Source organism: Peribacillus sp. NPDC058002 (assembly GCF_042886655.1).
Taxonomy (GTDB): Bacteria; Bacillota; Bacilli; order Bacillales; family DSM-1321; genus Peribacillus; species Peribacillus aracenensis.
The window spans coordinates 1-22,921 of the sequence record NZ_JBHVQU010000064.1 but is presented as its reverse complement, the minus strand read 5'-3'; the positions used below and the strand labels follow the sequence as shown (position 1 = coordinate 22,921).

Genomic DNA, 22,921 nt, shown 5'->3' with positions numbered 1-22,921 from the left:
TGCCCTCAAGGCTGCCTAAGTAAATAAAGTGTCTAACTTTTTGGGTTCACTTCAAAAAGCAGCTCTCTTATTGAAGTAAAGTACAAACGATTATTGAAAAATGACTGTGTCTTTGCCACTTTCCATCACTGCCAGTTTGTGTGAAAGACTCCTGCCAGATCACGTCGTTCATAGGTATGTGCACCAAAGTAATCACGTTGTGCTTGCAAAAGGTTAGCATTAGAGATGCCTTTTCGATAACTATCGTAATAAGTGAGTGAAGCACTTAAACATGGAAACGAGATACCGGAATTTATTCCCTCACAGACAACCTTTCGCAATCCTACCTGGTAGTCCGTAACCTTTTCGGTAAAATACGGTGAGATTAATAAATTAGCCAGATTCGGCTGCTCTTGATAGGCTTCGCTAATGACGTTTAAAAATTCGGCACGAATGATGCAACCACCTCGGAAAATCAGCGCAATATCCTTTAAAGGCAAATCCCAGCCGTAAAGTTCAGAAGTCATTTTATATTGAGTAAAACCTTGCGCGTATGCACAAACTTTTCCCATATATAATGCTTGTCTAATATAGTCAATCCACTCATTTTTATCCAATTTTTGCTGATTGTTTTCAGGGCCTGTTAAAATATTTTCTGCATTAACCCGTTCTTCTTTTAAAGCGGAAATGTAACGGGCAAACAAAGACTCTGTAATAATCGAAACTGGTATTCCGTTATCAATAGCTTGCATGCTGGTCCATTTGCCTGTACCTTTTTGTCCTGCTTTATCAAGAATCACATCGATCAAGGGTAAGCCCGTCACATCATCTTTTTTCCTTAAAATTTCAGCAGTGATTTCGATTAAATAACTTTTCAGTTCGCCTTGATTCCATGTTTCAAAGATGTCAGCAATTTCATGGACTTCCAAATGCAACTTTTCTCTTAAAAATGTATAGGCTTCGGCGATTAATTGCATATCTGCATACTCAATCCCGTTATGTACCATTTTTACAAAATGACCTGCTCCTTTTGGACCGATATAGGTACAGCAAGGGTCAGCATTTACCTGTGCTGCGATTTTTGTCAGAATCGGAGCTACTTTTTCATAGGCGCCTTTATCTCCACCCGGCATGATTGAAGGCCCCTTTAATGCCCCGACTTCTCCACCAGAAATACCAATTCCCAAATAACTGATTCCTTTAGATTCCAATTCATCATATCTGCGTTCAGTATCTTCGTAATGGGAGTTACCGCCGTCCATGATAATATCGCCTGATTCAAGATGAGGAAGCAATGAATTGATCACCGAGTCGATCGGCTTACCCGCAGTCACCATTAGAAAAACCTTTCTTGGAGTTTCCAGTGACTGAACAAAGTCTTGGATTTCGTAATACGGATGGAGCGACTGACTATCCAATTCAGCTACAAGCTGATCCGTTAAATCCCTTGTGTAGTTATAGACAGCCACTCGTTCCCCTTTACTAGCCATATTTAATGCGATATTACTGCCCATTACCCCTAAACCAATGACACCAATTGTATTGTACATTTATTTCTGCTCCTTCTATGTAAGAATAATAGGCAGTAAATCCCTGCCATAGTGGGGGATTTACTGCCGGGAAAGGCTTATACAAATAAGCTTAGTAATAGAATGAATCCTAATCCAGCTACTGAAATGATCGTCTCAAGCAAGGTCCACGTTGCAAATGTTTCTTTCATGCTTAAACCAAAATACTCTTTAAACATCCAGAAACCAGCATCGTTAACGTGTGAAGCGACTAAACTTCCCGCTCCTGTAGCAAGCACAACTAGAGCAAGGTTAACGTCCGTCTGACCTAACATCGGAATTACTAAACCAGCTGTCGTTAAGGCAGCAACGGTAGCAGATCCTAAGGAAATACGCAGGATTGCCGCGATGATCCAGGCAAGCAAGATCGGTGATAATGATGTTCCTTTGAACAATTCAGCTACATAGTCACCTACACCGCCGTCGATCAATACTTGCTTGAAGGCTCCTCCGCCCCCTATGATTAAAAGCATCATCCCGATATGCAGGATTGCTGATGTACAGGATTCCATAATATCTTTCATTGGAATCTTTCTTGCCAATCCCATTGAATAGACCGCAAATAATAAGGAAAGCAACATGGAAGTACCGGCCTCACCAATAAAACGGATAGCTGCCAGTAGACCATTATCTTCAAATCCCATTGTTTTTTGCATCAAAGTGATAATCGTAGCAATTGACATTAATATAACCGGAAGTAAAGCAGTAAATACACTGATCCCAAATCCAGGTGTTTCTTCAAGTTTAAATGATTTTTGTTCTCCTAAAGAGGCAATGCTGCCTGTTTTCGTAAATGATTCAGGTACTAATCTTTTAGCTATCTTCGTAAATACCGGTCCAGCTAAAATAACGGTTGGAACCGCAATAATGAAGCCGTAAAGTAAAACCTGACCAATGTCTGCACCATATTCACCAGCGATGACGGTTGGCCCTGGATGCGGCGGCAAGAAACCGTGTGTTACGGATAATGCCGCTACCATTGGAATACCAAGATACAGTATCGAAACTTTCAATTCCCTTGAAATTGCAAATACGATTGGAATTAATAATACTAATCCCACTTCAAAAAACAATGCGACACCGATAATAAATGATGCTGCAACGACTGCCCATTGAATATTCTTTTCACCGAACTTTTTAACAAGGGTCATGGCAATGCGCTGCGCGCCACCTGAATCTGCGATTAACTTACCCAACATCGCTCCAAGTCCAAAGATTAACGCTAAGTGACCGAGTGTTCCGCCTAACCCAGCTTCAATGGTTTTGACAATTCCATCAAGTGGCATCCCAAGCGCTAAAGCCACTCCAAACGATACAATGATCAAGGAAATAAAGGTGTTTAATTTTAAACCCATTATTAAAATTAATAATGCGACAATTCCTAAAGCGACAATAACTAACGGCATTGTAATTCCTCCATGTCTTTACTTTGTAGCATTTATTAAGTTTCTTTGATAATTCGCAATCTGTGTATATTCGTTTTCCAATACCCTTGATAGGTTAATGAAAATCGGCAGTAGTTGTCTATATTCTTTTACAGAATCATTTTTCGGTGTGTGCTTGTGGGTATTGCCTATCATTTCAGAAACTACTTCGAAGGAATCAATTTCCCCGGTGGCATATAGCCCCAATATACAAGCACCCAGGCACGAACTTTCGTAGCTTTCTGGAACCACGACTTCCGATTCGAAAATATCGGACATCATTTGCCGCCAAACAGCAGACCTTGCGAAGCCACCCGTAGCTTGAATTCGGGTAACTGGACCGTCCATACATTCGGTTAAGGCTAAAAATACTGTATATAAATTGTAAATGACCCCTTCTAGAGCCGCTCGAATCATATGTTCTTTCTTATGCGAGAGTGTTAATCCGAAAAATGATCCCCGTACATCCGGATTCCATAATGGTGCACGTTCACCTGCGAGATATGGATGGAATAACAATCCATCGGCGCCTGGTCTTACTCGTTCGGCAATCTTGGTCAAGACTTCATAAGCGTCGATGCCAAGCCTTTTAGCCGTTTCTACCTCGGAGGAAGCAAATTCATCGCGAATCCAGCGAAGGACCATCCCGCCATTGTTTACCGGCCCGCCAATCACCCAATGCTTTTCCGTTAAGGCATAGCAAAAGATTCTTCCTTTTTCGTCGGTTTTCGGCTCGTCTATAATCGTCCGAATCGCACCGCTTGTCCCAATCGTGACAGCGATTTCACCTTTCCGGATAGCGTTTACACCTAGATTTGAAAGAACACCATCACTTGCCCCAATGACAAAGGGGGTTTGTGGATCAATTCCGATTTGTTTGGCTAAATCCGGGGCACAGTTGTTAAAGACCTTTGTTGTTGGTACGAGTTCAGATAATTGCCCACGAGTTATTCCGGCAATTCTTAAGGCTTCCTCATCCCAATCCAAGTTTTTGAGATTCATCATGCCCATCGATGAAGCAAGAGAATAATCGACAACATATTGATCAAAGAACTTTTTAAAGATATATTCTTTAATCCCGATATACTTTTTAACATGGGTTGCGATCTCTGGACGATCATTCACGATCCAGGCGATTTTGGATAAGGGAGACATCGGGTGTATCGGCGTTCCGGTCCGTTTGTAAACTTCGTGCCCATCTAATTCATCTTTTATTTTATGGGCCCAAGCTTCACTGCGATTATCTGCCCAAGTGATACAACGGGTCAGCGGCTGGTCATTTTCATCCATGGCTATAACACTATGCATCGCACTGCTAAATGAAATAAATGATATCTGTTTATCTGGATGCTGCTTCGTTATATTTGTAAAGGCTTTCAAAACGGCCTGAAAAATCTCTTCAGGGTCTTGTTCCGCTGTTGTCATATCCGGTGTGTAAAGAGGATATCCAATATTCTCCTGCTCGATGACATCGCCTTTTTTCGTGAATAATACCGCTTTTGTACTTGTTGTACCGATGTCTACACCTAACATATAGCTAGTCATTTTCTTGTTCGACTCCTTTTGAAAGCATCTGTTGGGCCGTCCATAAGTCTTCAACTTTCTCTTGAACATCATCAAAGTTTTCATGTAGCGACTTAATCATGAGGTCCCGATCTTTTGTCCTGATTGCATCAATATAAAGTTGATGGTTATTTATGATCCGTGTAAAATCTTCATATTTTTCTTTAAAACGACTGCGCATGGATAGAAGAATCAAACTTTCCATCACAGGTTTTAAATTATCCCAAATCATCAGGATGTAGGAATGATCGATGGACCGAATGATCGTTTCGTGGAAGAGGACATCCTGATAAGAAAACTCATCAGCATCTCGATATTTTATGGAAATTTTCATCATTTCCAGTATTTTACTGAGTTCCATCACTAATTCATTCGTTTCCATCCTTACTAGCCTTTCAAATACAAACGTTTCGATGAGTATACGCACATCATAAATTTCTGCATATTTTTTTTCTGTTAAACCAATGACAACCGCACCCATTCTTTCCAATCGGATGATATTTTCGTTGGCCAATATTTTTAACGCTTCACGAACTGGCGAGCGGCTTACGCCGAAATCGGCAGCTATTTTATTTTCAGATAGGATGGCACCGCTTTCAATCATCCCCGAAATAATGCGCATTCTAAGCTCGGATGTTACACGATCACCTGCAGAAGCTTTTGAAAGCCATTTTACAGGATATAGAAACTCCTTTGATTCAGCCATAAATTCACCTTCCAATAGAGTTCAAGTACACTTGTATACAAGTATTTTATAATAATAATAATGAATAATGCAAGCATTTTAAATGTAACCTGATTCTCGTTACTATAAGTCAAAATGATATAAGATTATGGTGAAAATAATGAAACGGACTAACCTGCTCCGTTAGTTCCACAAGAAAAAGCTGTCTTAAAGACAGCTCCAATCTTCAGCTAATGCACCTGTTAGTTCCATAAGAAAGGCGAACCTTATTCAAGAACCGCTCCGAATTCTGGAATAACTTCTGAGCCTCTATTAGCTGATTTAACACAATAACGGATACTCCATGGCAGTTTCTAGTATCGTTTCCCGTTTAGCTAAATAACCAGAACCCATTATTTATGATACGGTTCACCGCACCTATTCAAGCAGTGACTTTTTAAAGCTGTCAGCCTTTTAATTTTACACTTCTACTTTAAATCGACGCTGCTGAGGAAGCAGCTGCTTGATCAGCCTTCACACAATCAATTGCAACAACGAGGGCAATAATAATGGTTTCCATCTCTTCATCTATTATTTGAACCTTGTAGCTATCGCCCCAAGTGAACCACTCCTTGCCCACTTTACCTACGATTTTACCATGCTGTAAAACTTGAAAATCCATATCCCACCAATTACCATGTACTTCAATGCCTGCCGCATCAATTGTATATCGTGCTTTAATGAAGGAAAATTCCTTCTTTATTGTTAATACCTCTCGACCATTCACCTCAACAAAAAACTTTGGTAAAAAGCTGAACACCTTTTTCGTAATGAGGGCTACTTCATCTCTTGCTATATTCATAATGGAGAAAGTCTTTGGAACTTGCATAAAACTTCCCTCCACGTAATATATATCCTTCTCCTGCTGATCCTTTACTGTAAATTTCCCGCTAAGACTGAATACCTTCTGCTTTATATAAAGCTGCCTCATATTTATGCCTCCCTACCTTAAATCTTTTACATTACTTACGTTTGAAATGGACATTGGTTCCAATCTTATGCATTATAAATTCCAGATAATAGTTCCACTCAAAAGCTCCTTCTTTTCGGTTCACCACTATTTATCCTTAACTAATTTACCTTTTGTAAAGTCAGCATTTCTTCCCTCGCAATCTGGCCCAATTGTTGAACAACTCCATATGCACTCTAGAACTATCCTGACCCTTTAATTCCATAAGAATCAACACCTTGCACTAATAAGGTTGTATATTCATCTTCATGTGCCTCCCCTCAATAAATTAAGGTCAAGTCTTAGATACAATGGGAGAGCGATTATTAAGAGGGCATTTTACTGACAAAAAATACGGACAAAACCTGTAACGACATGAATTGTTTTATTTCGTTTATCTTCCTAAAATATCCGCAAATACTCCGATTACAGCCGATTATCCCTGATTAAATGACCTGACTGGCATGTAAGCACCAAATGATAACGCTTCCCTTCACTATCTCGGCCTTTTCCTTGTGAATGTCCCCTCTTCCCTTGAATCTGAATCTCAGCATGTTACGATAAAAAGGTTGAAAAATACGAACGGAATTACGAACATTGAACTTTTAGGAGGGCATAATGTTGAGAGATAAAACTGTTGCATTTTTAGGAGCAGGTTCGATGGCAGAGTCGATGATTTCAGGAATTGTGCAGATGGGGAGCATACCAGCAGAGAGAATTTATGTGACAAATCGCCGCAATCAATTACGACTCAAGGAAATGAATCACGTGTATGGCGTTCAGGCGGTCCATCAGGATGCATTGCCATATGAAGAAGTTGATTTCTTTATTTTGGCAATGAAGCCCCAGGGAGCAGCAGATGCTCTCGATGCATTGAAAGATAAAATAAAAGTGGATCAAGTTGTGATTTCTGTTTTAGCGGGCATTTCCACTGAATTCATGGAAAGTCATCTACAGCTTGGACAGCAAGTTGTGCGGTTGATGCCAAATACGTCGAGCATGATCCGGGAGTCTGCAACTGCGTTATGTCCGGGAAGACATACAGCGATGGACAATGTGATAGCAGTGAAGGAACTGTTTGGCTGTTTGGGAAAGGTGTTCTTAATTGAAGAAGAGCAAATGGATATTTTTACAGGAATTGCAGGAAGCGGACCTGCTTACTTCTATTATTTAATGGAGCATATGGAATATGCCGGCGTTAAAAAGGGTATGGATGAAGCGATGGTCCGTGAGATTGTAGCCCAAACGATTTTAGGGGCAGCCAAGATGATTATGGTGAACGACGAGGCACCGGCAAGTCTCAGAGAAAAAGTCACTTCACCAAATGGAACGACAGCATCCGGACTTGAGGCTTTACGGAAAAATAATGGCGGCAGAGCCATTTCACAGGCGATTCATCATGCAGCGAAACGTTCGAAAGAGCTGAATGAAGAGATGGCAGTAGCGTACAGGAAATCGACTATTCCCCGAGAGTATTGTGGCACTTCAGTACCATAAGAGGAAGGTGTCCAAGTTAACTATCACCATGGATCCTCCTTAGTAAAATATATGTCTCAAAAGATATGGTTATAAAATGATAATCCTATCAAATAGTTAGAATAAATAAAAACGTAAGAAAAACGGAGGACAACATGAAGAGAATCCTTAAGATCGCTAGTGCTTTTATCGGAATTCTTATCGGAGCAGGGTTCGCCTCAGGACAAGAAACCATGTTTTATTTTGTAAGCTTCGGGAAATTGGGCACAATTGGAGCTATCATTTCAGTCGCTATTTTTGGATACCTTGGAATGATTCTGATGAAGCTTGGCAGTCGTACACAAACAGATTCGCATCAGGAAGCAATTTATAAGATTTGTGGTCGCTTTCTCGGCGGTATCATTGATTATGTTCTGAACGCCATCCTAATTGGTATAGGAATTGTCATGATTGCAGGGTCAGGCTCGATCTTTGATCAGCAATTCGGATTACCTTCCTATATAGGCACCATTCTTATGACTGTTCTTGTTTTGATAACAGTTATGCTGAAAGTTGACCGTGTGATTAAGGTAATTGCATCCGTCACACCATTTCTGATTCTTGTCGTACTTTTTCTATTTATTTATAGTATGTTTACAATGAATTCATCGTTTACGTCACTTGAACCACATGCAATGGAACAAAATTCAGCTGCGGGACATTGGCTTATATCTGTAATAAACTATATTTCAATAACCATTGCAATGGGGGCTTCCATGACACTTGTTATGGGTGGAAATGAACCTGATGAAAGGATATCATCCATTGGAGGACTTATAGGAGGGCTTGCTTTAGGTCTACTTGTTATTATTAGTCATCTTACTATTTTCTCACATATTCATACAGTATCGGACTTAGATATGCCAATGCTGGGAATCGCCAACAGTGTTTCACCTCTCTTAGGTATTCTGTACTCTCTCGTTCTGTTCGCTATGATTTTCAATTCGGCTGTCAGCATGTTCTACTCATTTGGAACACGCTTTTCAAATCCGCAGACCACAAAATTTAAAGTAATCGTTATTTCATCACTGTTGATAGGATTTATAGCAAGCTTCTTTGGCTTCACTAAACTTGTTTCCTCTCTCTATCCAATCTTTGGCTATATGGGAATTGTTCTTATTATCGTTCTCATCATTACTCCATTCCGAATGAGTCGATTAACGAAAGAAAATTAAATGGAAAAACTATAAGGTTACACAGCTATTGTTTTTGGATGTAGCTTCCTATAAATTATAGGATAATCCTTTTCGTCATATTTCTCTTGAGTTATTGAAAATCGGGCATCAATTCCCTTTTTATTTCCACGAGCATCAAGCCTTTGTCATATATTAAGTGAATAACGATTATTGCTAATGAAGCATACAAGAAAAAGGATTGCAGTAAGATGCGGGGATACTTCCTCTACGATAGCTTTTAATGTCCATATAAAACTATATCCAAAAATGAAAAATAAAATTACATATAAGAAATCCAATATATACATTCCTTTAGAGAAATAAACTACTGAACTTTGCCTCACCACATTCACGCTGAATTTAAAATAATGTGTTTAATTGAATATAATGTTTGACTCTTATCAAGAGAGGTGGAGGGACTGTGCCCTTTGAAGCCCGGCAACCGTCAGTTATTTAACTGAAATGGTGCCAATTCCTGCAAAGCAATGTGCTTTGGAAGATGAGAGAAAGTAGTGAGGATTGTTTAACCAACCTTTCTACTAATGAGTAGAAAGGTTTTTCTTGAGAAAAAAAACTTTCCTTTCCCCTGTATACTTCGGACAAACTAGCATACTAAGAGCTGATGCCAGCATTAATTTAGGGTCTTACATTAAAATCAACCGAATATAAAACTGTACTTGTATTAAAAAAATTATCTACAAGGAAATCGTTTGGAAATATGTATTGTTCTAACCATTTTCTTATTTCTTTAGATTCCTCATTATCTAATACAATAGCTAATCGCACATTACTTCTCTCCTCATGTTAAAGAAAAATAGTAAGGAAAAAGCTGCCTTTTAAAGACCGCTCCAATTCTATTCTAAAGCACCCATTAGTTCAACAAAATCAATTAGCCTTATTATGCAGTTCAAATGACTCTTCAGAGGCATCCCATTTTACATTTACTTTTATAATTTCGCCTTCACCAATTATTGCTCCATTTTCTGATCCACCTCTAATTGTAAATACTTTTTCGCTAGGCGGTTCTTTGTATGCCTCAGTTTTAGTTCCGCTTGAAGTGGTTGTTTCATAAGTATATTCAAGGTTTTTCATAGAAGATAACTCTTTCAAAGAACCCTTATATTTTAATACAAGTTCATAGCTATCTTGGCTGGAATGAGTGGTTTGTTCGCCATTCTCTCCCCATAATTCAGTTCCTTCATAAGAATATACAGCTTCCCAATGTTCGCTTTCTCCTGTAAATTGATAATCATGTTCAGTCATTTCCTCCGAATTAGTATCTTTTTTAGCAGTTTCCAAGTTAGCGGTATCCGAATTAAAATCTTTGTTAGTGCTGTTGGAACTACAAGCTGTTAAAACCATCAGTAAAAATAATACAGTAAAAATTTTCTTCAACTTAACTTCTCCTCGATGATAAAAATGCATTTATTTTCAATTTTACCATTTATAGTTTGCTTTTAAACCCATTATTTTTTTAGAATAATACCATCTTCACTTTGTTTTATATAGCATTTTAAAGTCCTTATTGCACTAAACCGAACAGATAGTTGCATAAAGAAAGAGCCGCCTTAAAGACAGCTCCGATCTCCATTAATGCAGTTCAATAACATTTGAATTAATAAATATATCTAAAATTCTCATATTTTCCATACCGATACTCCTCATGCCTTCCCCAAATTATGCGCACAATCAAAGTAGATCACTATTACCACTATTCAATTTCCCTGACCATCAACAACTATGGGCTTCAACTTGAAAAGACTATAGTAGGTTGTTCCCCCATCGCCTGGAACTATATGTACATCTTTCGTTGAAAGTGGATTGTATGAAGTTTTCCGTTTCAACAAAGAAAAAAGCCCCCACACTGTTGGGGGCTTTCAACTTTAAAGATATACACATGTTAGGTGAGCACTCATTTAAGAATCCTTGTTAAACCCCTCTATTAAGGGATTTAGCGGATCATGCCGCCCATTCATTAAGATAAATAATAATAATAAATAGGTTTTAATAAAAAGGCTGTTTTCGCATACTTTGTTGCTATTTACCAAGTAGTGAGGTGTGGTTGATTTCCCCTCCAGATGCTCGCTTTCCGCAGGAGTCTCGCACTTCCGCTCCAATCAACCTTAAATCGTTTCGTTTTAAAAACAACAATCTTTACGAAAAGAGCCAATAAAAAAGAGAAAAAGACTTTGAGCAAAATTATGAGCATTTTCATGATCAGGGTAAGGAACTTTTCCTTATCCTGATCCATATTAAAAGCTTTTTGTAAGGACTTAACTAAAATATGTCCATGAAACTATAATAACTCCATTATGTTGATCGAGTTTCGAGTGCATGACTTATACTCAAATACATTTACTCTTTAATAAATTCACTTCCTTTTATCGGATTTACAATCCCAAGCTGAAAAACATATGGTCCATACCAAGGGCTGTTTTGGTCATTGCTGTCTCTCCACCAATAGCAAACTTCACCATTTATTAATTTGCATACTACCACAAATACACCTGAATGAGTTTCGAATAATATAGGAATTCCCGTAACACCTCTAGCGAATATCTCAGATTTATACCATTCCCCCCCAGGGGGTTGCCAATAGTGGGTCAAAGCAGAACCAGAGCGAACGACAAGCTCTAAAGTACCAAATTTGCCTTTTATCGGAAGCGAAATGGAATAATTATTTGGATTGTCTTCATGCCATGGATATTCCTTGTTTGTATATAGTTCTGAATCATGGCCATTTTCAATATGTTGGATTAATTTCCTGACAGGGTCAGCTTTGTCTCGAATAATGGGATGACATAGATAACCACTATTTTTAGTATGGTAGTATATCATTTCTTCCAGTGTAAAGTAAGGGCGATAACGTATCATCTCTGAGTCCAGGGGGTTTGGATATTTTTTTTGCCTGAATCCAAGTTCCTTGGCCATGTTTACAAAGATAATCTCATCCATCCCCCAGGAAGTGGTTTCCATTAAAGCTTTTCTTAACTTTCCCATCCTTTCTGGTTCAAGTAATGCTTTAACAATAGGCCTCGAAATTACCTGTCCAACATTGAAAACTCCATACAAAGGATTAATATTAAATAATTTCTTCCATCTATTAACGTCTTTCCTAAGTTCCCTTCCAATATACCAATCTTTACTTGGAACCCTAAAGTCCACCCCCATGTAATCCGAATCTTTCATTTCATTTTGAATAAATTCTTCATATCCTTTTTTGATAAACAAAGCATCTGAGTCAATATTAATAAAGTATTGATACTGAGTCCCTAATTGTTCCAACCATTCCATCGTTTCAAGAAAATAAATGGCAGTATGCCCATACTCTAATTTACGACTGGAGGGGCAAACGGGAACACCTAGACCTTCACAAAGCGTCCTATCAGATCCCCCGTTGTATAAGACGATTGCACTGTTAGGGCAAAAAGAACGGACATTTTTAATTAGTTGCTTGACTAACTCTCTCTTTTCATGAACAAGGATGGCAAAACAAATTTTGCTTTTAGGTGATGTCATATATGCATTTTCATTGCTGTTTAAAACCTCAATATTATTAATTTGTATCTTTTCTATATCATTTCGTCCAGAAATAAGATTGGTCATTTCCTTCCTATTTCCACTTGCGCGTTTATAACGGTCGAGAAGTTCTAGATTCGCTTTACCATTTGGATTTGTTCCGTAGTTTGAAACAGGATGCCATACATGGTAAATTTCTCCTGTAACATTCGCTAATTTACCACAAAGTGTCTGGACAGAAAGTGAAAAAGCATCATCTTCGCCTCCCCAGCCACTAAACCGTTCATCAAACCCTCCGACTGCCTCAAAGTTCACTTTTGGTATGACAATAAGTTTTCCCGCAAAACCTGTGTAAATCCAATTTGCTTTGGTACATTCTTCAGATTTAACATCAAAAGGCCACGTTGGTTCTGTTTGAATCAGTCTTTCTGTACCTGATCTTTCAATGTCATAAATTTCAGTAAAAGGAACTACCCATGCTGATTCATTAAGTACCTCTATTGCTTTAACAATAAGTTTAGGGTCAAAAACGATATCCGCATCAGCTATTACAAAAATTTCTCTTGTTGCTTTTTTAGCTGCTACGTTTACAGCCTTGGATTTATTAATTTTATCGTTATCGATTATACCCAAGCATAATTCAGCTTCGGGCATGATACGTTCATAATACTGTTTAATCCATTTAAATGCTTCCGCTCTTGGGCCATTGTCTGTTTGGAAAGGTATGATTATTGAAACCTTTTCTAACAAAATTCCACTCACCTACCTTGTTATTAATAAAAAGGTCAATCCAAATGCTGATGATACTATACGTAATTTGAAGCATGTTTGACACAGCTTTAAATCATAACTTTCTAAATCGTTTACTACACCATTAAATACCTAGGTATAGTAGGAAATATTGTTAAATCAAAATTCCTATATGAAAATTTTTTTTATTCACATAATTGATTGATTTGCCCCTTTCAAATCAACTAACATTCGCATTTTATAATGTAATGTACTGATTCATGCTTTCAGAGGGTTTAGAGTATCTGAGTGTGGGCGGGGCAATTTCTGATTTGGAGAGATGTAATGTGAAACTTGGTATCATGTGCGGAATCCCATTAAGTGGTAAATCAACATATGCTAAAGTACTACAGAGCGACGGATGGGTACGTGTATCTATTGATGACCTCAGGCTTTCCTTACATGGTCAAATATATAAAGCAGAGGCTGAACCACAAGTGTGGAAAACAGCTGAACTTATGGTCAGGTCGTTGCTAAAAAGTGGTCATAAAGTAATTGTAGATACCACAAACAGAACAAGAAAGCGTCGTAAACAATGGAGACGTGTGGCTAAAGAATTTGGGCTTACGTTAGAAATTTACCAAGTGGATACAGATTATGAAATATGTAAAGCAAGGAACAAAGATCTCATGCGACTACCTCAAGATGTATTAAAACAAATTCATAAAGAATACCAAAAACCGACATCGGATGAGGGAACTATTATTATGGTAAATTAGGAATCGTATTCAATATAAATGAGGTGATAATTCCTCGAGCCTACTTAATATTCTTATAAAAACTACGGTGTATAGGGGGAATGTAAGTGGAAAAGTATATTTCTTTTGATGTCGGCGGGACAAAAGTAAAACACGGGCTCTTATTAGAGAACGGAACCATTCTTTCACAAGGCAGTTACAGTACCCCGTGTACAAATCTAGATAAATTTATAATAAAAATGGTAGAAACAATTAATATGTACTTAAGAAATAATCATGTGTTGGGTGTAGCTATAAGTTTACCAGGCTTTATTAACCCGAATACAGGTTACTCAGAACAAGGTGGTGCTGTTACCGCGTTGATTAATCAGAATTTAAAGAATTTATTAGAAGCAAAAGTTCCACTACGGGTTGAAATTGAAAATGATGGAAACTGTGCTGCTATAGCAGAAAAAACAAGCGGTAATGCCCAAAATTGCACCGATTTTATATGTGTCACAATTGGCACTGGAATAGGAGGGGGGATTTTTGTTGACGGTAAACTTTTACGTGGTCATAGATTTAGAGGCGGTGAATTTGGTTTTATGATTACTCAAGCAAATGGGAAAAATTTCGGTGATATATGGCACTCCACAGGTTCAACTTCTGCCTTAATTAGGAGCTATAAAAAACTTAAGGGAATAAGTGAATATGAAAATGTTAAAGGGGAGACCGTTTTTTCAGAGGCTGCTAAAAGTAAATCGGTAAAAAAACTTATTGACGGATGGGCTAGAAATATTAGTTATGGAATTTTCAACCTAGCAGCAACTTTAAACCCACAAAAAATTTTAATTAGTGGCGGAGTATCCTCCCAACAGGATTTGTTAACTACTATAAAAAAACAACTAGACGATCTCCCTTGGTGGAAGGATATTAAGATTCCTGTTGAACTATGTAAACATCGAAATGACGCAGGAATGATTGGGGCAATGTATCATTTAATTCAACAACAAAGCTTATAAAAACTTATTATTTAAGTTACGGTTCACCTTAGTTTATAGAGTTATAGAAGAATACAATATGAGTCGTTACCAATGGGGACTAAAGAAAATGGCCCCGGTACAATACCGGGACCACCTAATAGCCGTTTAGGAACTTTTTACTGTCCGAAAAATGGAGCATAGTTCGGATTACCATCGCTTTTTTTATTTCGACATTGCTAGCATGCCTTGTAAAATGACCTCAATACTCCATTCAAAACGTTCGATGCATCCGCATGCGAACATCTCTGATTTTAGCATCATAATCAATGGATATTTTGCTGGATCTGCTTGATTATAAAGTGCAATCATATCACCTAAGTCCGTGCTTTCCTCTTCTACTCGACTTCCACGTTCAAATGACAGTGAAGCAATATATAGTAAGAGAATGTCAATTCACCAAGCCATACTACGTTCACTCATACCACCGATTTTCAAATATTTCAGTAAGCATTCATTGATTTTTAAAGAGTTTTGACCATATGGAGAAATAGTCATTGCAAGCTTTCTAGGCATACTTTAAAAAAGAGCCTCTCCAAATGTATCTTCTCTTCCTTGTTTGTTACTATTTCATTTATTTGCTCTGGCACTTTCTTAATACCCTGTTTTGTTTCAGTTGTATTTTTTTTTGCCATTCCCCATCATTCCTATTCATAATAATTCTTGTTTATTAAATGTTGGACTGGCACAAAGGTTAATAGGCATTTAATGGTTTTTAACAATGGAGCCGTAATTCACATGAAATATATTACAACTTTCCTTTTACAAAATTAAACAAAAAGCAACAATATTAAACAATGAACACAGTTGATTATCATAATACAGTTTATAGGAATTATAGTGGAATAAAATCCAGTAATTTTGTACTCCTTAATTACTAGATCTTTTTTTAGTATCACAGTACTTTTTAAACAGGAAAAACAACCTAATATTTGTTCTTCTAAAATAAAGTATTAATAAAATTTTTGTAGAGTGGATTTTTAACTGCCCCTGATTTTACGACAAGATATTAAGTACATTCAATTTACAATAAGCTTGTATTAAAATTTCTAGCATTATGGGGGTGCAGTTTTTGACAAAACAGAAAAAGCAGAAATGGAAAAGGAATTTATTGGTGATGACTGCCATAACCGGACTAGTGTTCTCTACATTTTATCCAGGCCTAAGTATTCCGGTTGCAGCGGCCGAACAGCCTGACCAGCCGATTCCTAAGGAAGAATCAGTCTCAATTGTTCAACTTGTAGTACCAAATGATAAGGCAAAGGAGAAGCTTCTTGAGCTTGGAATTGACCTTACCCACAGAATCGAAGCACACGACGGAGTCTATGAAGTGGATGCCGTTGTCACACCAACAGAAATTGCCATGTTAAAGACCTTTGGCATCAATGTAAAAGAGACCCTGATCACCGAAAACCAATGGAACACACGCGTGGCAGAGCGGCAATCTACTGTCCGGATGCAAGCCAGTCTGGCAGCTTCCGAGGATACACTTAAAGTCCTTAGGGCAAACCATTTTACCAATCAATCAGGAACCTTCCTATATCTCGAAGTGAAATCAAGCGCCGGTGCGACTGCTAGCACAGCACTTAAAGCAACTTGGACCGAGAACGGTGAGGAAAAATCTGCTACACTTTCTAGATTGGTAGACTACAGTGAATATTTATATCACTATTTGCTTCTACCGGTTAGCGCCATTCCTTCATCTGTTAAAATTGAAAGTAATCTTGGAGGAACAGCTACGAGCACCATTACTGAATGGTTAGGGAAAGAGCCGAAACATCCAAAAACAGATTATGTTACCGATTTTGTTGACCACTATATGGCACCAAATGAATTATATGGACGTGCCGAAAAACTTGCAAAAGAATTTCCCAACTTGGTAGAAATCATTGATATGCCAAATAAAACAAATGGTTACAGACGGCTTGCCCAAGCAACTATCGGCGGCACGACCAATCCCGCAGTTGTTGTTTCCTCAAAAGCATGGGGGCATGAAGGCGGGAATGATGTATCGGTAGAATTCAAGAATCCGGGAACCAATAATTCACCACTAAAAGTGACTGTGGATGGTACCAAGATTTTAGTAGATTTAGCTACTGATTCGTCCGGAAAGGCAACAAGTACTGCCGCACAAGTGGTTAAAGCACTGAATGAGAATGCTGGCCAACTTGTCACTGCGACTACATACCGCGGTAATGCTGGTGCTGGTGTTGTCGCACCAACTACGAATGCTGCGATATTAACTGACGGCTTGAAGGCAGGGGCAGACGTTTCCCGTGATCCTTTTACAGTAAAAGCGATCCGAATCGGCAAGCATCGTGACGGTTCTAAACCAGGTGTTCTTGGATATGCTCAGGAGCATGCCCGTGAATGGGTGACCCCACTCGTAACAATCGAAACGGCGGAAAGACTACTGCGAAACTATAGTCAAGATAGTGAGACAAGAAAGCTTGTCGATAATCTTGATATATTCCTTGTACCTTCAGTAAACCCTGATGGTGCCAATTACAGCTTCAATGATTACAATATGCAGCGTAAGAATATGACCAATCACTGTGGTCCCACTGCCTCTGACCCTGGGTACCGTAATAATTGGGGAGTTGACCTTAACCGCAACCATTCTGTTGGATCCGTTTTTGATGGCTATATTGGCGGAGGTACAAGTTGTACGGGAGACACTTACGCTGGACCAGCTGAAAACTCTGAGCCTGAAGGAAGAAACCTAGTCTGGCTTGCTGACAAAAACCCAAATATTAAGTTTGCAATGAATATTCATAGTTATGGCGGCTACTTCATGTGGTCCCCTGGTGCTTACGATTCAAAACGTACAACACTGCCACGCCCATCAGCTGGTGAAGAAGCGTTTTACTGGGCAGCTTCTGATAACATCTTGAATGATATTCAAGACCACCGCGGAACGGTCATTCTACCTAGCCGTACAGGTCCAATTCCTGACGTACTATATTCTGCTGCAGGTAACTCTGCGGACTACCTATGGTATGAAAAGGGGATTTATGCCTGGAACTTCGAAGTAGGGGCAGATTTATGGAATAAGGATACAAAAAGATGGCAGGCAGTTGGATTCCAGCCAGCCTTTGTAGAAGGTCATGAAGAAGCAATGGAATTTGCCAATGGGTTGATTGGCTTAATTAAAGTAGCCTACAACAGTGCAAAAGACCATCAGCCGCCTTCCTCAAAAGCTACACCTGGAAACGGTAAATACACAGGTCCGGTTGATGTTAAGATTGAAACAAGTGAGCCAGCAACCATTTATTATACGCTTGACGGCAGCCGCCCTACCTTCCAATCAGCTAAAATTAAATTAAGCGGCACCCGTGAATTTGCAGAAACATTAAAAATTGAAAAGACAACAACCATCAATTATTTCACTGTGGACGCCGCAGGAAACATTGAAAAAAACTACAATCCACTTGGTAACGGGAAAAACTATAATTCTGTAACGCTTACAATAAAATGACGGTTTGCAAGGGGTTGGCCTTACGGGGCCAACTCCTTTTTGGTTCCTTTGAACTGATAGACTTCCCATTATTTTGGATACAAAATAACCAAAATCGTGTTATCGTTAATATTTCCTTTTGCGTTACTAAATCTTGGCCAGTAGTCGAAACCCTCGCATAACTAATTAACAATATGTATCATCCTCTGTCTATAAGTCTTAAATCTTTTATACTATAAATTACAGACTAACTTTTAGACATAAAACAAGAATTGAACCAATAATTGTAATATTGAACATAGTATCCATTATTTATTATAGTACGGTTAAGCTACTCATTCCGTCTTTCGTTGAATATATATAAGCAACAGCAAAAAACCCCTATCTATGTGATAGGGATTTTAAGTTTGTTATTTTGCTTTTAGCAAATTCAAATCCAATGGATCCATCATCTTGCAACACAAGAGCAGCATCCAAAGGCTTCTTTTCTTTTGCCTTCGGTTTCACCCCTTTAAAATATCCGGAAGTTCCGGTCCCAGAAAGTTAGAGCTTAAGAATTGTGTTACTGCAAAAGTAATGCCAGTTAATAAAATTGCAGTCTACTTAGATGGGATAATATCACTCAGTTAATAATCTATATGCCTTTTTTAAACAAATACAGTATTTGCACCAGAACCCTTTTTACTAATTATTTCTATACAATAAAGATGACATGCTGTAATTCCCAAAAATGTCTTTCGCATTAGAACCAATTATTAGTTTGTAATAATATCACCGTCTTCATCATCATTTGGATTGTCATAATTAGACAAGTCCTTTTCTAAAAGTATAACTTTATCCTTCTCATTCCAATCTACCTTATAACCTAATGCCTTTGCCGTTTTTATAACAGATAAATAAGAATTTTTATTTGTCTTATATGTCTTTAAATCCCTTGAGTAAATAACACCTAGACCAAGTAATAATTTATCTGATTGAATGTATGGTTTTCCATCTATTATCTTCATCTGATTAGCTTGGTAAGGGTAAACATAACCGTTTACTTTAAAGGTGAAAGGTCCTTTTTCCTCCTCTTTTATTTCTTTTGGCTTTTTAGATGTATAAGATATTCCATCTACACCTAAAACAGTCCCCTCTCTGGTATTGTCTGCTCCTCCGTACATTTTTCCAGTTTCGTAATCAAAGATAGCTGCCTGTACATTCCCGATATTTTCAGGCTTTTCTTCGAATACATTTCCTTTTGCCATTAATTCTAATCTCGTATTTTGATCAATTCCCGGTTCCCACCTAATAGTTGGATAGCCTGCTGAGTAAATACGAGGCGTTAAAATCGCTTTTTGTATTGGCATATTATGGTCAATAACATTTATAATTGTTTCAACTACTGATGCAATAATAGTGGGTCCCCCCGGAGAACCAATAGCCATAAAAGGTTTCTCGTCCTTTAGAAGAATGGTTGGAGATATGCTGCTTCTTGGGCGTTTCGTTGGCTCTACTTGGTTAACACCACCTGGTGTAGCATCAAAATCTGTCATCTCATTATTTAACATAAATCCATAACCGGGAACCATGATACCAGATCCGAACACTTGTTCAATAGTTGTTGTATAAGAAACCATATTTCCCCATTTATCTATAACAGAAAAGTGAGTTGTTTGTCCAATAGGATGTTCTTCTTTTACTGTCACTTGAGAAGAGGATTTCTTGCCTTCATATTTCCATGGATCTCCTTCTTTTACATCAGCAGTAGCCTTCTCTGGATTAATAAGCTTTCTTCTTTCTTCTATATATTTTTCATCTAAAAGTCCTTTTGTTGGCACATCATAAAAATCTTCATCTGCCACATAAGCTGCTCTATCAGCATAAGCTAAGTGCATCGCTTCGGTTAAATGTTGGAGATATTCGGGCGAATTAACCCCCATTTTTTGCACATCATAACCTTCCATTAACTTTAGTATTTGTTGAACAGTTAAACCGCCAGAACTTGGTGGAGCAGCACTTACAACTTTAAAGCCTCGATAATTTGACTCAATAGGTTTTCGTTCTTTGGCCACATAGTTTTTTAAATCTTGCTCTGTCATTGTTCCACCACGTTTTTGAACTTCTTTTACAAGAGCTTTTCCAATTTTACCTGTATAGAATGCTTTGGGTCCTTTTGCTTGAATTAATTTAAGGGTCTTTGCTAGATCCGGTTGAACAAGGATATCTCCTTCCTTTAATTGTTTACCATGCGGAACAAATACGTCTGCTGCTGTTTGATATTTCTGAAGTTTTTCTTTATTTTCGTCGATATATTGAGCCGTAGCCCAGTTGACCTTAACACCTTTCTCAGCTTGTTGAATGGCAGGATCAATAACTTGAGATAGTTTCATAGTTCCATATTTATTAAGAGCTGTTTCAACTCCCTTTAGTGTTCCTGGAACAGCTACTGCTTTTCCAGTTGTATGACGTTCACTAAAAGGAATGGGCTTGCCGCTTTTATCTAAAAATAAGTCAGGTTTTACATTCTGAGGCGCCATTTCTCGACTGTCAATCATTGTTATTTTCTTTTTATCTTTATTGTAAACCATCATAAAACCACCGCCGCCAATTCCAGACATCATTGGCTCAACAACATTTAAAGATAACTGAATAGCTGCAGCTGCATCAACTGCATTTCCCCCTTGCTCTAAAATCCTTTTACCGGCTTCAGCAGCTAATGGATGAGAAACTGAAACTATACCTTTTGTTGCTCCTTTTTTCATTGATTTATCTACTCCAGGCACGCTAGCAAATGCTGGTGTAATCAAGCAAAAAAAACTAAAAATAACTAAAGTAAATCTTATTAGATACTTCAAAAATTTCTCCCCCTTAAAAAAATATTTAATTTAATCTATAGATCCGAAAAAAGAACGTAAATTATAAATATTATGAAATTTCTTCATTTAAATTATTCATACTGTTTACTATTTCTCTTTTATTAAATTGACCTTCCCATTTTGAGATAACGATTGCCGCAAGTGAATTACCAATAACGTTTACTACTGTCCGTCCCATATCAAGAATACGGTCGATACCAGCAATAAATGCTAGGCCCTCAATAGGAATGCCGACAGTTCCCAATGTCGCTAAAAGAACTACGAAAGATACACCTGGTACACCGGCAATCCCTTTGGACGTGATCATTAGCACTAGCATTAGCGTAATTTGCTCATACACACTTAAATCGATGCCGTACATTTGAGCGATGAAGATAGCCGCTAACGCTTGGTATAATGTTGAGCCATCAAGGTTAAAGGAGTATCCAGTCGGAATAACAAATGTAGCAATATGTTTCGGACATCCCGCTTTCTCCATTTTTTCCATGATTTTCGGAAGAACCGCTTCTGAACTTGCAGTAGAGAAAGCAAGAATCAATTCTTCTTTTAGAAGTTTAATCAACGTAAAGATATTGAATCCGACAAATTTTGCAATAATGCCAAGAATGACAATTACAAAGAAAATCATTGTTCCGTAAACAGAAAGCGCTAACTTTCCTAACGGAATTAAAGATTCCAAACCGAACTTGGAGATCGTCACACCGATTAGTGCAAATACACCGATAGGAGCGAATTTCATGACCATGTTAGTTAGGTAGAACATTCCTTCAGCTGTACCTTGGAAGAAACGGAATACTGGTTTACCCTTTTCACCGATGGCCGCAATACTAAGTCCAAACAACACGGAGAAGAAAATGATCGCTAGCATATCGCCTTCTACCATGGCCTTGACTGGATTGGATGGCACAATGTGTACAAGTGTATCTACGAACGATTCATGCTGCTTGGTTTCGGCTGTATCAACATAAGTGGATATATCAGTTTGTTCCAGATTATTCATATTCACACCAGCACCAGGCTGGATGATATTCGCGGAAATTAAACCAACAACAATCGCAATCATCGTTACCACAACAAAGTATGATAATGATTTAGCACCTAGTTTACCTACCGCTTTCAAATCACCTACACCGGCAACCGCAACGATAAGGCTTGATACAATGATTGGCACAACAATCATTTTAATCATTCGTAGGAAAATGTCTCCGAATGGCTGTAAAAAGTTTTGGGCTGTCTCATTACCATAAAAAATGGTGCCAACGATAATCCCAAAAATTAAACCAATGAAAATTTGGCTAGCTAAACTTAATTTTTTCATTAAATGTCCCCTTTTTCTTTTCTTTTCTTTCTATCTACTAAATAGTTGAATAAAGATACTTTTTAAACATACTACCTTACATAATTCTCTCTATCGCTGAAAGCCCTTTCATTTTATTTTCAGAAAATTTAACATTATTTAAATTTCAAACAACTATATTAATAATCAAATCTTCTAATTAACAGAATTATATCTACACTTTTTTTCTTATAAAATAGAAAAAAAAGAAAAAAAAGAAAAAGCATAACTCTAGTCTTTGTGAACTTAGTTACAGCCACGACTCAAGATTATGCTCATATAGTAAATTCATACCCACTCATAAAGGTTTTTAGGTCTACCAATTTTTTGATAACTCACTATTGTACC

General features: G+C 37.9%; 16 protein-coding genes, 1 pseudogene and 1 riboswitch. Of the genes and pseudogenes, 5 read left to right on the top strand and 12 right to left on the bottom strand.

Annotation, left to right across the window (positions count from 1 at the left end; all coding sequences use genetic code 11):
* Window positions 1–125: 125 nt before the first annotated feature.
* The 5 genes from gnd to ACFVSH_RS13250 all read right to left on the bottom strand — a co-directional run bounded on the left by gnd (window position 126) and on the right by ACFVSH_RS13250 (window position 6,189).
* The gene (gene gnd, locus ACFVSH_RS13270; protein WP_387604842.1) at window positions 126–1,529 is read right to left on the bottom strand and encodes a decarboxylating NADP(+)-dependent phosphogluconate dehydrogenase; all 1,404 of its coding nucleotides are present in this window, start codon (window positions 1,527–1,529) and stop codon (window positions 126–128) included.
* A gap of 77 nt (window positions 1,530–1,606) precedes the next feature.
* Complete coding sequence (locus tag ACFVSH_RS13265) at window positions 1,607–2,953, bottom strand: GntP family permease (protein ID WP_260288077.1); 1,347 nt, start codon at window positions 2,951–2,953, stop codon at window positions 1,607–1,609.
* Window positions 2,954–2,971: 18 nt separating this feature from the next.
* Window positions 2,972–4,516: a gluconokinase gene (gene gntK, locus ACFVSH_RS13260; RefSeq protein WP_387604840.1), complete on the bottom strand. Its 1,545-nt coding sequence runs from the start codon at window positions 4,514–4,516 to the stop codon at window positions 2,972–2,974.
* Window positions 4,509–5,240, bottom strand: coding sequence for a GntR family transcriptional regulator (locus tag ACFVSH_RS13255; protein WP_387604838.1), 732 nt, complete (start codon window positions 5,238–5,240; stop codon window positions 4,509–4,511). Before ACFVSH_RS13255 ends, gntK begins: the two co-directional genes overlap by 8 nt.
* A gap of 451 nt (window positions 5,241–5,691) precedes the next feature.
* Window positions 5,692–6,189, bottom strand: a complete 498-nt coding sequence (locus ACFVSH_RS13250) for an LURP-one-related/scramblase family protein (RefSeq protein WP_387604836.1) — start codon at window positions 6,187–6,189, stop codon at window positions 5,692–5,694.
* Window positions 6,190–6,825: 636 nt separating this feature from the next.
* On the opposite strand from ACFVSH_RS13250, the gene proC reads away from it, so the two are divergent.
* Window positions 6,826–7,704, top strand: a complete 879-nt coding sequence (gene proC / locus ACFVSH_RS13245) for a pyrroline-5-carboxylate reductase (RefSeq protein WP_260288702.1) — start codon at window positions 6,826–6,828, stop codon at window positions 7,702–7,704.
* Between the two features lie 134 nt (window positions 7,705–7,838).
* Window positions 7,839–8,897, top strand: coding sequence for a YkvI family membrane protein (locus tag ACFVSH_RS13240; protein ID WP_387604834.1), 1,059 nt, complete (start codon window positions 7,839–7,841; stop codon window positions 8,895–8,897).
* A 395-nt stretch (window positions 8,898–9,292) separates the two neighbouring features.
* A riboswitch (SAM riboswitch) is annotated at window positions 9,293–9,403 on the top strand.
* A 379-nt stretch (window positions 9,404–9,782) separates the two neighbouring features.
* Here the strand turns inward: ACFVSH_RS13240 and ACFVSH_RS13235 are convergent.
* Complete coding sequence (locus ACFVSH_RS13235; RefSeq protein WP_387604833.1) at window positions 9,783–10,292, bottom strand: putative periplasmic lipoprotein; 510 nt, start codon at window positions 10,290–10,292, stop codon at window positions 9,783–9,785.
* Window positions 10,293–11,252: 960 nt separating this feature from the next.
* Window positions 11,253–13,166 (bottom strand): galactosyltransferase-related protein, encoded by a 1,914-nt coding sequence (locus ACFVSH_RS13230; RefSeq protein ID WP_387604831.1) that lies wholly within the window; start codon window positions 13,164–13,166, stop codon window positions 11,253–11,255.
* 326 nt (window positions 13,167–13,492) lie between these two features.
* Between ACFVSH_RS13230 and ACFVSH_RS13225 the strand changes: the two genes are divergently transcribed.
* Window positions 13,493–13,924 (top strand): AAA family ATPase, encoded by a 432-nt coding sequence (locus ACFVSH_RS13225; RefSeq protein ID WP_192207573.1) that lies wholly within the window; start codon window positions 13,493–13,495, stop codon window positions 13,922–13,924.
* 86 nt (window positions 13,925–14,010) lie between these two features.
* Window positions 14,011–14,904, top strand: a complete 894-nt coding sequence (locus ACFVSH_RS13220) for an ROK family protein (protein WP_387604829.1) — start codon at window positions 14,011–14,013, stop codon at window positions 14,902–14,904.
* A gap of 183 nt (window positions 14,905–15,087) precedes the next feature.
* Here the strand turns inward: ACFVSH_RS13220 and ACFVSH_RS13210 are convergent, their stop codons facing one another.
* Both ACFVSH_RS13210 and ACFVSH_RS13205 read right to left on the bottom strand, forming a co-directional pair.
* Window positions 15,088–15,234: a hypothetical protein gene (locus ACFVSH_RS13210; RefSeq protein WP_387706347.1), complete on the bottom strand. Its 147-nt coding sequence runs from the start codon at window positions 15,232–15,234 to the stop codon at window positions 15,088–15,090.
* Between the two features lie 182 nt (window positions 15,235–15,416).
* Complete coding sequence (locus ACFVSH_RS13205) at window positions 15,417–15,557, bottom strand: hypothetical protein (RefSeq protein ID WP_387604827.1); 141 nt, start codon at window positions 15,555–15,557, stop codon at window positions 15,417–15,419.
* A 437-nt stretch (window positions 15,558–15,994) separates the two neighbouring features.
* On the opposite strand from ACFVSH_RS13205, the gene ACFVSH_RS13200 reads away from it, so the two are divergent.
* On the top strand, window positions 15,995–18,400 hold the full coding sequence (locus ACFVSH_RS13200; RefSeq protein WP_387706345.1) for a M14 family metallopeptidase: 2,406 nt from the start codon (window positions 15,995–15,997) through the stop codon (window positions 18,398–18,400).
* A 491-nt stretch (window positions 18,401–18,891) separates the two neighbouring features.
* Here ACFVSH_RS13200 and ACFVSH_RS13195 read toward each other — a convergent pair.
* From ACFVSH_RS13195 to ACFVSH_RS13185, 3 genes and pseudogenes are all read right to left on the bottom strand, one after another.
* Window positions 18,892–18,975 (bottom strand): annotated as a pseudogene (locus ACFVSH_RS13195) (L-lactate permease); the annotation flags it as partial.
* Between the two features lie 159 nt (window positions 18,976–19,134).
* Window positions 19,135–21,216 carry a gamma-glutamyltransferase gene (gene ggt / locus ACFVSH_RS13190; protein WP_387706343.1) on the bottom strand — a complete coding sequence of 694 codons (2,082 nt, stop codon included), beginning with the start codon at window positions 21,214–21,216 and terminating at the stop codon, window positions 19,135–19,137.
* A 70-nt stretch (window positions 21,217–21,286) separates the two neighbouring features.
* Window positions 21,287–22,555 carry a cation:dicarboxylate symporter family transporter gene (locus tag ACFVSH_RS13185; protein WP_387604821.1) on the bottom strand — a complete coding sequence of 423 codons (1,269 nt, stop codon included), beginning with the start codon at window positions 22,553–22,555 and terminating at the stop codon, window positions 21,287–21,289.
* Window positions 22,556–22,921: the final 366 nt, after the last annotated feature.